At 54.9% G+C, this 13,357-nt stretch carries 8 protein-coding genes; 4 read left to right on the top strand and 4 right to left on the bottom strand.

The features are described 5' to 3' along the window. Positions 1 to 388 precede the first annotated feature (388 nt). The 3 genes from FN808_RS09895 to FN808_RS09885 are packed head-to-tail and all read right to left on the bottom strand — an operon-like array spanning position 389 to position 3,548. On the bottom strand, positions 389 to 1,483 hold the full coding sequence (locus tag FN808_RS09895; RefSeq protein ID WP_142714415.1) for an NAD(P)/FAD-dependent oxidoreductase: 1,095 nt from the start codon (positions 1,481 to 1,483) through the stop codon (positions 389 to 391). Then, positions 1,484 to 2,101 (bottom strand): bifunctional nicotinamidase/pyrazinamidase, encoded by a 618-nt coding sequence (gene pncA, locus FN808_RS09890; RefSeq protein WP_142714414.1) that lies wholly within the window; start codon positions 2,099 to 2,101, stop codon positions 1,484 to 1,486. 16 nt (positions 2,102 to 2,117) lie between these two features. Continuing rightward, positions 2,118 to 3,548 carry a nicotinate phosphoribosyltransferase gene (locus FN808_RS09885; protein ID WP_246068325.1) on the bottom strand — a complete coding sequence of 477 codons (1,431 nt, stop codon included), beginning with the start codon at positions 3,546 to 3,548 and terminating at the stop codon, positions 2,118 to 2,120. A 175-nt stretch (positions 3,549 to 3,723) separates the two neighbouring features. Between FN808_RS09885 and FN808_RS09880 the strand changes: the two genes are divergently transcribed. From FN808_RS09880 to FN808_RS09865, 4 genes are all read left to right on the top strand, one after another. Next, positions 3,724 to 5,334, top strand: a complete 1,611-nt coding sequence (locus FN808_RS09880; RefSeq protein ID WP_185958342.1) for an Ig-like domain-containing domain — start codon at positions 3,724 to 3,726, stop codon at positions 5,332 to 5,334. A 30-nt stretch (positions 5,335 to 5,364) separates the two neighbouring features. Continuing rightward, positions 5,365 to 7,959, top strand: a complete 2,595-nt coding sequence (mprF, locus tag FN808_RS09875) for a bifunctional lysylphosphatidylglycerol flippase/synthetase MprF (RefSeq protein ID WP_142714412.1) — start codon at positions 5,365 to 5,367, stop codon at positions 7,957 to 7,959. A 128-nt stretch (positions 7,960 to 8,087) separates the two neighbouring features. Next, positions 8,088 to 11,531 carry a methylmalonyl-CoA mutase family protein gene (locus FN808_RS09870; RefSeq protein ID WP_142714433.1) on the top strand — a complete coding sequence of 1,148 codons (3,444 nt, stop codon included), beginning with the start codon at positions 8,088 to 8,090 and terminating at the stop codon, positions 11,529 to 11,531. Between the two features lie 94 nt (positions 11,532 to 11,625). Beyond that, positions 11,626 to 12,432, top strand: a complete 807-nt coding sequence (locus FN808_RS09865; protein WP_142714411.1) for a carboxylesterase family protein — start codon at positions 11,626 to 11,628, stop codon at positions 12,430 to 12,432. A gap of 18 nt (positions 12,433 to 12,450) precedes the next feature. On the opposite strand, the gene FN808_RS09860 is transcribed toward FN808_RS09865, so the two are convergent. After that, positions 12,451 to 13,317, bottom strand: a complete 867-nt coding sequence (locus tag FN808_RS09860; protein WP_142714410.1) for an endonuclease/exonuclease/phosphatase family protein — start codon at positions 13,315 to 13,317, stop codon at positions 12,451 to 12,453. Positions 13,318 to 13,357: the final 40 nt, after the last annotated feature.

Raw genomic sequence — 13,357 nt, 5'->3', positions numbered from 1 at the left:
GCAATTTTTTTGAATAACCACCGTGGCGCCCCGCTGTGCTGGGGAAGGACCTAAAAGAAGCAACCCACAAAACAAGCCGGAACCGACGGGTTACTAAAAATCTTTGGAAAAGCAGCCACCCCGAATATCCGTTTGACAGAATGCTACGCGCCTGCCGGGCCTTAACTTATAATTGAGCGGCATGCACCCCGCGTGCTAAGTTCCTGATAATATCCATTTTTGTCCAATGATTTATCCTGAGGCCGGGAAGGGACTATGTTATGCGGAACGGTCGGTGAGGTAATTCCGGATAATAGTATCCGGATAAAAGAGATATACAGGCAGTACCCAAGTATCAACTCACAGAAATGCCCAGCTTAATATCCTGTATCCAAGAGACTGATGAGGCTCACTCCGCTATCCGCGCGATGTCTATTTCGGGGATGAGCGCTGTGCCGCTGGTAAGATGATCGGCGTAGTGCCGGGCCAAAAATTTGCTGTAGAGCAGTCCCTTGGAGCCGAGCCCGGTGAATACATGCAGGCCGTGGTGTTCGGGGTGGCGCCCCAGGATGGGTTTGCGGTTGGGGGTGGAGGTCCGCACACCGGCCCACTGTCCAACGGTTTCAACTTCTTCCTCGAGCTGGGGCAGGGTGCGCCGCATCCGCTGCCGGAGGTATTCTTCCCCTTCTTTGTCGGGATTGATATGGTCAAAATTGTGTTCGTACGTGCTGCCCTGTACAAAGGTGTTGGGCTTGCCCGTTTGGGCCATATAGCCGAGGCTGGAGATGGAGTGGGAAAACGAAAGCGGCCGCCCCCCGGTCGAAAACAGGGCTACCTGTCCCTTGATATAATGAAGGGGCAGCCAGTCCCAGTAGGGCGATTCAGTAGTGCTGCCCCCGGTGGCATAAACGATATTCTTGGCGTAGACTGTACTGTCGTCAAATGCAAGCTGCCAGCCCTGTTCGGCAGGGGTGACTTCAGGCTGTTTCCCGGTCAGGATGGTCACACCAAGCGTGCGTAAAAAATGGGCATAGGCTTTCAGGTAGGCACCCACATCCACGGAGAGACCGATGGGCAGCCAGAGTCCGCCGTCGATACACTGGATGCCGGGATGCATTTCTTTGATTTCGTTTTCCGACTTCCACTGGCACCACCCGTCGGGCCAGGAGGTATGCTCGTACCGGTCGCGCATCTTGCGGGCCATCTTTTCCAGGAGGGCAGGGCGGAGGAGACCGCTTTTCTGGTAGAAGGGTTGCTCCGTAACAGCCTGCACCCTGGCAAGGTTTTGGGTAATGGCCTCATAGCACTGTTCGGCTTGCCATACCTTGGTGGCCCTCCGCCCGGTGGCCAGATTCACCAGCCCCCCCGGTGTTCCGGAGGCCCCGGCGGCAACAGCCTCTTTGTCAATGACCATGGTTTCAATGTCCTGTTCCCGGAGGGCGTCGGCCAGGGAGAGCCCGGCAAGGCCGGCCCCCAGTATGCAAAAATCGATTTGTTGACTCATTTACGGTTGAAGGAGAATATCTGATGAGGTTTTCTGTGCACCGGCGTCAAGCATCTCCTGCCAGGCCTGTTCCACCGAACCGTCGAGATCGATGCCCTTGACGGCATCTTCAACGACAAAGACGTTAAAGTCCTCTTGAAGTCCGTCGAGCACAGACCATTTGACGCAGAAGTCGGTCGCCAGACCGCTCACGTAGAGCGTGCTGATGTTGCGCTCCCGGAGGTAGCCGGCCAGCCCGGTGGAGGTGGCATTGTCGTTTTCATAGAAGGCGGAATAGGAATCAATATCCCGGCGGAATCCTTTCCGGATAATCAACTGACTGCGGTTGGTTTCCAGCTCGGGATGAAAAGCGGCTCCGGTTGAGCCCTGCACGCAGTGGTCGGGCCAAAGCACCTGTTCGCCGTAGGGCATCGCAATCGTCTCAAAGGGTTCCCGGCCCTCGTGGGAGGAGGCAAAGGAGGAGTGTGCCGCGGGATGCCAGTCCTGGGTCTGCAAGACTACGTCGAACGACTGCGACAGGGCATTGATGGTTGGTATGATCTCGTCGCCGGCCGGCACTTCAAGCGCGCCTCCCGGGCAGAAGTCATTCTGGACGTCAACGATCAGCAGTGCTTTCATAACAACAGGGATAGTCTTATTTCATTTTTTCAGTGAGGGTATCGCGAAGGTCCATCAGTTTTCGGCTGATGCCCACTTTGTATATGTGGGGGTTTTCAAACCGCTTGTGCTCGGGATTCAGCTTTTTCATCCGGCGCTGGAGGTAGCGTGCACTCTCGGTGGCTGCTGGGGGATCGATCTGCAGCTTCCCGTCCCGGTACACGCGATGCAGGAGGGGCTCGGCCTTGAAGGAGGTCACATCAGTCTTCTTGGCCGGGTAGAAGGGGTGGTGGATGATGCTGCCGTCATCGCCTTCGGCAAGGATGATGCCGTCCCCGTGGAATTTTCCGTGGTCGTCAATGTAGCGCATCACTTTCTTGCGGCCGGGCAGGGTCGTCTTCTCTATATTTTCGGAGATCTTGAGCTTGGGTTCGTTATTGACGGACGAGAGTTTGTACACGCCGTCGAGTGCGGGGCTTTCGTAGCCGGTGACCAGCCGGGTACCCACGCCAAACAGGTCAATAGGCGCCTGTTGACTGATGAGGCTTTTGATCAGTCGTTCATCGAGCTGATTGGAGGCGGCGATTTTGACGTAGTCCAGCCCTGCTTCGTCAAGCTGCCGACGGGTCTGCCGCGAGAGGTAGGCCAGATCGCCGCTGTCGAGCCGGATGCCTATAAGGCGATGGCCGCTTGCTTCCAGCTCCCGGGCTACCTTGATGGCGTTGGGGACGCCGCTTTCCAGCGTATTGTAGGTATCCACCAGCAGAATGCAGTTGTCCGGGTAATAGTCGGCGTATTTGCGGAAGGCCGTAAGTTCGTCGTCGAACGACTGGACCCAGGAGTGGGCCATCGTACCGCTGGCCGGGATACCGTGGGTAAAGGAGGCGTAGACGTTGGAGGTCGATTCCACGCCCCCGATGATGGCAGCCTTGCTGGCCTGGATGCCGCCATAGCCCTGGGCCCGCCGGAGACCGAAGTCCATCACCGTACGGCTGCCGGCAGCATACTTCATACGGGCGGCCTTGGTGGCGATGAGGGATTCAAAATTGAGGATATTCAGAATTAGGGTCTCCAGTATCTGGGCTTCGATAATGGTGCCTTCCACCCGAAGGATGGGGCAGTATGGGAACACAATCTCCCCTTCGCGGGCTGCCCAAATATCCACCGACAGGCGGAAGTCGCGCAGGAACTCCAGAAAGTCGTCCCGGAAACCCTGGTCGGCAAGGTACTGCAGTTCATCCTCGTGGAAGCGGAACTCCTCGAGGAGATCAACCAGATCCGACAGCCCGCCAAAGACGACATAGCCTCCTTCAAAGGGATTTTCCCGGAAAAAATAGTCAAAACACGCCCGCTCATCTTTCCGTCCCGCCAGGAAGTAGCCCTGGGCCATGGTTAGCTCATAATAGTCAGTGTAGATGGCCGGGTGCCGCATGAGGGGAGCGGTCTTTGTGGATGGCATGGATGTCATAAGCGAGCGATTACATTGGTTTTGCTAAAGATACATAATACAATGGATAAGCTGTAACCATTCCTGCCGCGGCTTTCGGACTGCTTCGCATGCCGGGACGGTATAATCAGGTAAAAAGAGCCGCTAAAAATTTGTATCTTTGACAGCAAACAAAATAAGAAGGAATCAGCATTTAGTGAATAAGTATCTACTTGTAAGTACGGTTCTGAGCCTTGCCCTTTTGCTCTCCGGCTGTGCAACCCCTTCCTCACCGACGGGCGGTCCGCGGGATGAGGAAGGTCCTACTATTGTAAAAACCGAGCCTGAAACGGGGACGACGAACTTCAGCGAGCGTGGTATCGAGCTGCATTTCTCGGAGTTTGTGGAGCGTTCCTCCCTTGTACAGTCCATTATAGTGGAACCGGATATCGGCATAGAATATGAACTTGACTGGGGACGCAAATCGGTAGCGATCGAATTTAAGCGGGATATTCCGGATTCCACAACCCTGATTGTGACGATCGGCACTGAACTGCGCGATACGAACGGCAATGAAATGGCCTCGCCCCACAAAGTGGCGGTCTCCACGGGACCGGAAATTGACAAGGGGAAGCTTTTTGGGCGCATCATCAATGCACAGACGGGGGAGGGCAATGAGGAGCAGCGGATCCTGCTGTACCAGCAGCCCGTGGACCTTAGCCAGAAGGCCGACTATATTGCAACCACCGACACCAGCGGTTCTTTCCAGTTTGAATACCTTAGCGCGGGCCGCTATAAAGCGTTCTGGGTGGACGACCGAAACCGCAATAAGATATGGGACACCCAGCAGGAGCGGGCCCAGCCGTTTGAGCGGGAATTTGTGGATCTTGCCAAGGCGGGGGAGGATACGCTGGGAGCGATCTTCGTGACGGCCGTGGATACCCTTAAGCCTGTGCTGCAGGGGATCGGTCTTTTTTCTTCCCGCAGGCTGCGGATGCGGTTTAGCGAAAATATTGAACTCACCGACAGCACCACCATACAGGTGACCGATACGCTTGGTAATGGGGTAGCGGGAACCAATCCGCTTTATATACCACCGGATGAGCCTTTTGTCCTTTTTGCCCAGAGCAATGAGGATCTTGCCGAGGAGCAGAGCTACTCGCTGGATATCAGCGGGGTCGTCGATTCCTATGGCAACGGGCTGGAGCCTATCGCTCAGACGTTTACCGGTTCTGCCCAGGAGGATACCACCCAGCAGCGCATTATCACCCGCAACAACCTGTCGGGTTATTATCCCACGGACACCGTAAAGGTAACCTATGCCAAAAATATTGATGAGCCCGCTATCCGTGATTCGCTGAAAGTGGTGCGGGGAACAGAGCTTGTTGAGCAATGGCCGAATGTTGGTGTTGAAAATAATATCCTGATGATTGCCCCGGACAGTGTCTGGCAGGCCAGCATGGAGTATGAACTGCGCATCTGGGACCCCATCATTGAAGATTATCGCAAGCTGCAGCCTACGATCTGGGGGGCGTCGCAGCTGGGTAAAATTCGCGCAGTCGCAGAAGACTCGGCGGCAGGGGAGATACACCTCCGGCTTCGCAACGAGGAATCGGAGATACGGCGGAATGCGTTGTTTAGCGGCGAAGTGACCATCGATGACCTGCCGGCCCTGCAGTATACGGTTACCGCTTTCCGTGATCGCAACGGAAACGGCCAGTGGGATTTCGGGCAGGTGGCTCCCTATGTGGAACCCGAGCCTTATTTTGTACAGCCGGAGGTTCCTGTTGAACAGGGAATGACAGGAGACCTGACAATTGTCTTTTAAGCGTAACGATTTTAACTGCCAACGGTTTTGATGAAGAAGCTTCTTAAAAAAATAACACCGTTCATCAGTATTATCTTTTTCGGCTTTGCCCTGTGGTACCTGGACCAGGAGCTGCAAAACTACCAGTTTTCAGAGATCACCGCACAGCTGTCTGAGATCCCCAATCTGCATATCGGGGTTTCCCTGTTTCTCTCCTTTCTGAGTTATATTTTACTTACCGGCTACGATGCACTGGGGGTCGAATATATCGGTGAGGATCTGGAAGTCGGCAAAATCATCAGGGCCGGCTATGTGGGCTATGCGTTCAGTCATAATATGGGCATGGCCCTTCTGACGGGTGGATCTATCCGCTACCGCATCTATTCGGCCTGGGGGTTTTCGGGCATGCAGGTCACCCAGATTGTGGGTTTTAGTGCTTTTACACTCTGGATCGGCTTCTGTGCTGTGGGAGGGCTGGCCCTCCTGTTTGCTACTCCCAGCCTGCCGGGCGACGTCGTGGTGCCTTTTGTCTCGCTCCGGGTACTCGGGATTGTGCTGCTGGTGATGGTCGTGGGATATGTGTGGGCCAGTGCCGTCGTTAAGAAAGAGCTTTCCTATCGCGACTGGTCGTTTACGTTTCCCCACCTGGGGCTCTCGCTGAAACAGGTGGCCATCGCTTCGGTCGACTGGCTGCTGGCCGCTTCCGTACTCTATGTGCTGCTGCCCGGCGGCGAGATCAGCTTCTTCAGCTTCGTGGGCATCTTCCTGCTGGCTCAGATAGCGGGACTTTTCAGCCAGGTACCGGGCGGGCTGGGCGTCTTTGAGTCGGTGATGCTGCTCTACCTGTCAAACTTCCTACCGGCTTCGCAGGTACTTGGCATTCTGGTGGTGTACCGGATAATCTATTATATTCTGCCCCTGCTGGTGGCACTGATCGTGCTGGGCTACCAGGAATACCAGGTGAACCGGCAGGCGGTCCACAAGCTGGGAGAGAAAGCCACCAACTGGGTGCCCCGGGTGGTACCCCAGGTGCTGAGCTTCTCGGTATTTATCGGGGGAGCGATCCTTCTGTTTTCGGGTGCCGTGCCATCAGAGGTGCCGAGGATGCAATGGCTGCAGCATTTTGTACCGCTGCCGGTCATCGAAATGTCTCATTTCCTGGCCAGCATTATCGGGGCGGCCCTGCTGGTCCTGGCCGGGGCGCTGCAGCGGCGGGTGGATGCGGCCTACCACCTGACGGTGGGACTGCTTGTCTTCGGTGTGCTCTTTTCACTTCTTAAGGGGGGCGACTATGAAGAGGCTTCCATCCTGGCAGTAATGCTGGTGGCCCTCCTCTTTTGTAAGAAGGAATTTCACCGGAAAGCGCCCCTTTTTTCAGGGCAGTATTCGGCACGCTGGCTGACTATGATTTTTATAGTGCTGCTGAGCGCCGTCTGGCTGGGCGCTTTTGCCTACCAGCATGTGGAATATCAAAGTGATCTCTGGTGGGAGTTTACTCTGGCTGGAGATGCGCCCCGATATCTGCGGGCCACTGTTGCTGCCCTTGGTTTCGCCGTCATTGTTGGATTGGTGAAACTGCTGCGTCCCGGACGTCCCCATACCCTGGCCGCTGCCAATGAGATTGAGCTGGCCGAGCAGGTGATTGAACGTGATGACCGCGTGCTCAGTAATCTGGCTCTGCTGGGCGACAAGAAGCTGCTGTTCAGCGATTCCCGCCGTTCTTTTATAATGTACAGGAGGGAGCGGCGAAGCTGGATTGCGCTGGGTGATCCGGTAGGGCCGTCTGAAGAGGCGGAGGAACTGATTTGGCAGTTCTATGAGCTCTGTACCGGGGAGCAGATGACCCCCGTGTATTACCAGGTGGGAAGCGACTACATGGATATTTATATGGATCTGGGCCTTACATTCTTTAAAATCGGGGAGGAGGGGCGCGTCGACCTGGAATCTTTTGAAGAGGCTTCGCTGGACAGCGATCTCTACCGGAATTATCGCAGACTGGAGGAGGCGGGCTACGAGTGGGAGCTGGTGCCCCCTGGAAAAACAAAATCGTATCTGCCGGTATTGAAGACCATCTCAGGGGAGAACCTGCAGGACCAAAAGAGAAAGGAAGCCGGCTTTTCGGTGGGACGATTTGATGAGCGCTACCTCCTTCATTTTCCCATCGCCCTCGTGAGGAAAAAGGGAAAGCTGGTGGGATTTTCCAATATCCTGCGGAGCGGAAACGGACAGGAGCTCTCCACGGATCTGCTGCGTTACCGGTCTGCCGAGCCTCACAGCATCATCGATTTTATGATCCTGAACACCATGCGGTGGGGCCATCAACACGGTTATAAATGGTTCAATCTGGGGATGGCTCCCTTTTCGGGTCGAGATGAGGATTACGCTTCGCCTGGCTGGAAAAAACTGACAAACTTTGTATTCACCTATGGCGAAAATCTTTACGGCTACAGATCCATACGGGCATACAAGCAGAAGTTTCATCCGCAGTGGGAGCCCCGCTACCTGGTATGCAAGGCCGGGTGGACCCTGCCGGGAACCTTGTCAAATCTTTCAAAAGTGGTTTCGGGAGGATTGGTAAACCCTGTAAGTGGAAAAATCGGGGGCTATTCGCTGAAACAGAAGAAAAAGCAGGAGAGCGGCCGATAGCGGGGAGCAGGCTGCCATACAAAAAAGAATGGTATTTTTCTTACATTACAACGGTAAATAACTCAATCGATACTGGTACTATGGCTGAAGATACCCTGACCTCTGAAATTAAGTCTCAAAAGGCTGCAATGGACCGTAAAGACACTGCGAATGACGGGCCTGAGGTCTACAGGGCGGAGCATAAAATCCGTTTTGTAACTGCTGCGAGCCTGTTTGATGGTCATGATGCAAGCATTAACATCATGCGTCGTATTCTTCAGAGCAGTGGTGCCGAAGTAATTCACCTGGGACATAACCGTTCGGTCAGGGAAATTGTCGATTGCGCCATCCAGGAGGATGTACAGGGGATTGCCGTCAGCTCGTACCAGGGTGGACACATGGAGTATTTCAAGTACATGGTCGACCTGCTGGCCGAGCGAGGCGCATCCCATATCAATATCTTCGGCGGAGGGGGCGGCGTAATTGTTGACGAGGAACGCCAAAAGCTGCACGACTATGGCGTACGTCGTATCTTTTCGGTGGAAGACGGCAGCACGATGGGATTGCAGGGCATGATCAACTACATGCTCAGCCTGTGCGATTATGACACCGCGGAGCTGGAGGAGATCGATGCCCGGGATATTCTGAAGCGGAACAGTAAAACGATCGGCCGCTGTATTTCAGCTATTGAGAATGGTCACGGGGAGATCATCAGTTTTGAGGATGACACGCTCCGTGACGGAAAGGGCCGCGAAATATCCTCTCCCGCCAATGGTCAGTCCATACCGCTTATTGGCATCACCGGTACGGGAGGAGCCGGCAAAAGTTCACTTACCGATGAGCTTGTCCGCCGCTTTCTGACCGAGTTCGGGGAACTCAATATTGCGGTCCTATCCATCGATCCCTCCAAAATCAGGACCGGGGGCGCCCTGCTGGGCGACCGTATCCGGATGAACAGCCTTGATCCCGACCGGGTCTATATGCGGAGTCTGGCCACCCGAGCCACCAACCGCGCCACCAGCGCCTCGGTAAGGGGGGCGATCGTCATCTGCGTGACGGCCGGCTACGACCTGGTGATTGTTGAGACCAGCGGCATTGGCCAGAGCGACAGTGAAATTGTCGATATATCGGATATCCCGCTCTATGTGATGACCAGCGAGTATGGGGCGGCCACACAGCTTGAGAAGATCAACATGTTGGACCTGGCAGACCTGGTGGTGCTCAATAAGTTTGAAAAGAAAGGGTCTCTCGATGCCCTTCGCGATGTCCGCAAGCAGATGAAGCGCAACCGGGGGGCGTGGGATCTGAAGGCCGAGAACATGCCGGTTTATCCGACCATCGCCGCGCAGTTTAATGACAAGGGGGTGAATCACCTGTTCAAGGCGCTGGTCGACCGGATTAATGACCATTATCAGCTGAATTGGGAGACCGCCATCTATACGGATTCCGAGCCGGCCGAGGATATTCAGGCACAGGCTATTATCCCGGGTAAGCGTCAGCGCTACCTGTCGGAGATCTCAGAATCCATACGCGATTACCATCAATGGGCGGAAGACCAGGTGGAAGTGGCGGAAAAGCTCAACGAGGTGGAAGGAACGCTTTCGCAGGTCGACCGGTGGGAGCCGGAAGACCGGGATCTCCTGAAGAACAAGCTTGAGAAGATGCGGGAACACTGGCTGGGCAAGCTCGATTCGCGGTGTAGGAAAATCCTCGAAGGCTGGGACAAGCTGTACAAGGAATACCGCCAGGATCATGTGGATGTACAGATCCGGGACCAGACTTTTACCAATAAGATGTTTCGCGAATCACTGAGCGGCCTTCGGGTCCCGCGCGTGGCGCTGCCCAAAACCCGGAATATGGGCGAGCAGCTGAAATTTGCCCTCAAGGAAAACCTGCCCGGCTACTTCCCGTTTACCGCAGGGGTTTTTCCATTCAAGCGGGAGGGAGAGGATCCGACCCGCATGTTTGCCGGTGAAGGAACCCCCGAGCGTACCAACAAACGGTTTCATTATCTGAGCGAGGGGATGCCGGCGGCCCGCCTCTCCACGGCTTTTGATTCGGTGACTCTCTATGGAGAGGACCCCGATCACCGACCCGATATCTATGGCAAGGTGGGTAACTCCGGTGTCAGCATTTGTACGCTGGACGATATGAAGAAGCTCTACTCCGGCTTTGAGCTGACCTCGCGAAAAACGTCGGTTTCCATGACCATCAACGGGCCGGCTCCGATGATCCTGGCGATGTTCATGAATGCCGCCATCGATCAGGAAGTGGAGCGCTACCTCAGGGAAAACGGCCAGTGGGAGGAAGCACAGAAAAAAATCAGGGAATATTTTGCCCAGCGGAATACGGCGGCTCCCGGATACCAGGAGGATTTGCCCGCGACAAATGATGGGTTCGGCCTGGGGCTGCTTGGCATTCCCGGCGACGAGCTGCTGGACGAGAAGACGTACCACCGGATCCGGGAAAAGACCCTCTCCGTGGTACGGGGGACAGTGCAGGCCGACATCCTGAAGGAAGACCAGGCCCAGAATACCTGTATCTTTTCCACGGAATTTGCCCTGAAGATGATGGGGGATATGCAGCAGTATTTTACCGACCACAAGGTGCGCAATTACTACTCGGTGTCCATATCGGGCTATCATATCGCCGAGGCGGGGGCCAACCCGATCACCCAGGCCGCCTTTACGCTGGCCAACGGGTTTACCTATGTGGAATATTATCTTTCCCGGGGCATGGATATCGATACCTTTGCGCATAACCTCTCCTTCTTTTTCAGCAATGGACTCGACCCGGAATATGCTGTCATCGGCCGTGTAGCGCGACGCATCTGGGCGGTGGCCATGAGAGAGAAGTACGGGGCCAACAAGCGTTCCCAGAAGCTGAAATATCATATCCAGACCAGCGGCCGGTCGCTTCATGCACAGGACATCCAGTTTAACGATATCCGGACCACCCTGCAGGCACTGATGGCAATTTATGATAACTGTAATTCCCTTCACACCAATGCATACGACGAGGCCATCACAACACCGACGGAAGAGTCGGTACGCCGGGCCCTGGCGATACAGCTGATCATCAACAAGGAGATGGGAACCGCTAAGAATGAGAATATAAACCAGGGGTCCTATTTTATTGAAGAGATGACGGACCTGGTGGAAGAGGCCATTCTGTCCGAGTTTGACCGTCTCACCGAGCGTGGCGGGGTCCTGGGGGCCATGGAGCACATGTACCAGCGGGGGAAAATACAGGATGAGAGCCTCTATTACGAATCCCAGAAGCACAGCGGCGAACTTCCCATTGTGGGTGTCAATACCTTTTTGGATGAAGAAGAACAGGGAGCGAAAGCCCAGGAGGGCATGGACTTGATCCGATCGACGACCGGGGAAAAAGAGCAGCAGATCGAGCAGCTTGAAGCATTCAAACATCGTCACCGGGGAGAAGCCCAGGCGGCTCTTGAAAAACTGAAGCAGGTGGCTCGCGATAACGGGAATATTTTTGAAGAACTGATGGAAACAGTGAAAGTGGCTTCGCTGGGACAAATATCAAAGGCGCTCTATGAGGTTGGTGGACAGTATCGCAGGAATATGTGATTGACCCATACCAGCATATTTCAGCGCCCCGGGTGTTTTTAACAAACAGTAATCTCACATCACATCTATCATCAAAACACAACCTCTACTACTTATGAGGATTAAAGGATTTCCACTTATTCTGCTCCTGCTGGCGGCACTGCCCCTGGGGGCCATGGCACAGATCACGGACTTCAAACCGCACACCTACAGGGACGCCGGCGGCAAGGAGCTGAAATACCGGATGCTTGAGCCGGCTGACTACGATTCCACCGGGTTGTACCCGCTGGTTCTTTTTTTGCACGGGGCCGGGGAACGGGGTAGCGACAACTTCAGCCAGCTGAAATGGGGCGTTCATCATTTTGCTGATCCACGGTTCAGGGAGAAGTATCCCGCCTTCGTCGTGGCTCCCCAGGTACCTGAGGACAGCTTCTGGTCAACGCTCAGCCTGAACCGGGATTCAAGCTCCTATATCATGCCCATGCGCCAACATCCTACCGAACCCATGCGACTGACCATCGAGCTGCTTGAACAGCTGCAGCAGAAGTATGCCATCGACGCCGATCGCCTGTATGTAACGGGACTTTCCATGGGAGGTTTTGGCACCTTTGATCTTATTGAGCGGTTTCCCAGCAAGTTTGCGGCTGCAGTGCCGATCTGCGGGGGCGGCGATGCCGCACGGGCCTTTTTGTTAAAGGAGATGCCGATCTGGGTGTTTCACGGGGCGCAAGACCAGGTGGTGGATGTGGAGTATTCCCGCACCGTGGTCGACGCCATTCAGAATGCGGGCGGCCATCCCGGCTTTACCGAATATCCTGATGCCGGGCATGTCGGGGCCTGGGTGCAGGCCTATGGCAATCCGCAGCTCTACGAGTGGATGTTCGGCAAGACCCTGCAGGATCAAGAGAAGAGGCGGCGCTAAACAGTAGCGGGGCTTCGTTTACCTGAGCATGATATAGGCAAGGACGGGCAGGTGATCTGAGGGGAAATAGCCATCCCGGAAGGAAGTAAGGGTTGCGTGTTTAATTACATTTACCCGGTCGTTGGTAAAAATGTAGTCGATGCGCCGCCCCTCCTGTGGGATGGTAACCTTGAACCCGCTATAGGTAAACTCCGCCCCGGTATGCGGAAGATCTGTGCTGTAGTAAGCATCCGATAGAAAGGACGAGGTCAGGATTCGGTAGGGTTCACTGTCATCGACAATATTGAAATCACCGGTAAGCACCACGGGTTGGTCGCCCGCTGTCTCGGCGATGGCGTCGAGAATTATTTTTGCACTCTCCGCCCGGGCTCTTTCACCTACATGATCGAAATGCGTGTTAAAGACGTAAATCGTCTTGCCGGACTCCTTGACTCTGAATGCTCCCCATGTCAAGATCCGGGGCAGGGCTGCGTCCCAGTTTTTACTGGGCACCTTGGGCGTTTTGGATAACCAGATGGTCCGGTTCGAGCCAGGTACCAGCGATACTTTTCGACGGTCGTACAAGAGGGCGGAGTACTCGCCGCCCTGCTTTCCGTCCTTGCGTCCTTTGCCGATATACTGGTAGTGGGCAAGACCCTCGTCGAGGTCTTTAAGCTGGTGGTGAAGGGCTTCCTGGATTCCCACAAAAGCGGGTTCATGAAAACGGATGAGATTGATGACTTCATCTTTGCGATCCTCCCAGGGGTTGGGGTCATCGGGATTGTCATAGCGGATATTAAAGGTCATCACCCCCAGGGATTCATCCTGGGCCTGTGCCGGTGATGGATCAAGGGCGGCCAGATACGTAAGTATTGCAGCCTGGAGCAGTATCGCAATGGACTTCATGATAAAGATATAGGGTTTGTTGGTTGACGTTCCCGGATAT

The organism is Fodinibius sediminis, from assembly GCF_900182555.1.
Classification (GTDB): Bacteria; Bacteroidota; Rhodothermia; order Balneolales; family Balneolaceae; genus Fodinibius; species Fodinibius sediminis.
Note: the sequence above shows the minus strand (reverse complement) of the source record. Positions and strands in the feature narration are given on the sequence as shown.

Excerpts from the sequence above, each read along its gene's own strand:
- FN808_RS09865 (WP_142714411.1), top strand. The coding sequence starts at position 11,626 with ATGAGGATTAAAGGATTTCCACTTATTCTGCTCCTGCTGGCGGCACTG.
- FN808_RS09870 (WP_142714433.1), top strand. The coding sequence starts at position 8,088 with ATGGACCGTAAAGACACTGCGAATGACGGGCCTGAGGTCTACAGGGCG.
- pncA (WP_142714414.1), bottom strand. The coding sequence starts at position 2,101 with ATGAAAGCACTGCTGATCGTTGACGTCCAGAATGACTTCTGCCCGGGA.
- mprF (WP_142714412.1), top strand. The coding sequence starts at position 5,365 with ATGAAGAAGCTTCTTAAAAAAATAACACCGTTCATCAGTATTATCTTT.
- FN808_RS09895 (WP_142714415.1), bottom strand. The coding sequence starts at position 1,483 with ATGAGTCAACAAATCGATTTTTGCATACTGGGGGCCGGCCTTGCCGGG.
- FN808_RS09885 (WP_246068325.1), bottom strand. The coding sequence starts at position 3,548 with ATGACATCCATGCCATCCACAAAGACCGCTCCCCTCATGCGGCACCCG.
- FN808_RS09860 (WP_142714410.1), bottom strand. The coding sequence starts at position 13,317 with ATGAAGTCCATTGCGATACTGCTCCAGGCTGCAATACTTACGTATCTG.